We start from the raw sequence: 282 nt of genomic DNA, 5'->3' as shown, positions 1-282 counted from the left end.
AGACGGGAACTGGTTTCAAATGAATGTCATTCCCTATGTGGAGCATGAGGAGGACAGGATCAATGGCGTGATCATCACCTTTATTGATATCACCCGGAGATTACATGCGATCAAAGAGCTGGAAAAACTGAATTCCCGTCACCAGACGCTCATGTTTTCCCTGTCGCATGATCTTAGACAGCCCATTGCGGCAAGTACTTTACTGGCAGATGCCCTTGACCAGGCCCATAAGAAAAATGATGTACAGCAGTTTAACAGCTGGATCAAAACATTAAAGCAATC

General features: G+C 45.0%; 1 pseudogene. It reads left to right on the top strand.

From position 1 onward, the window contains the following. Positions 1 to 19 precede the first annotated feature (19 nt). A pseudogene (locus tag HC175_RS23530) lies at positions 20 to 282 on the top strand (sensor histidine kinase); the annotation flags it as partial.

This window comes from Salinimicrobium oceani (assembly GCF_012037645.1).
The sequence above is the reverse complement of the archived record's forward strand: the minus strand, read 5'-3'. Positions and strand labels throughout refer to the sequence as shown.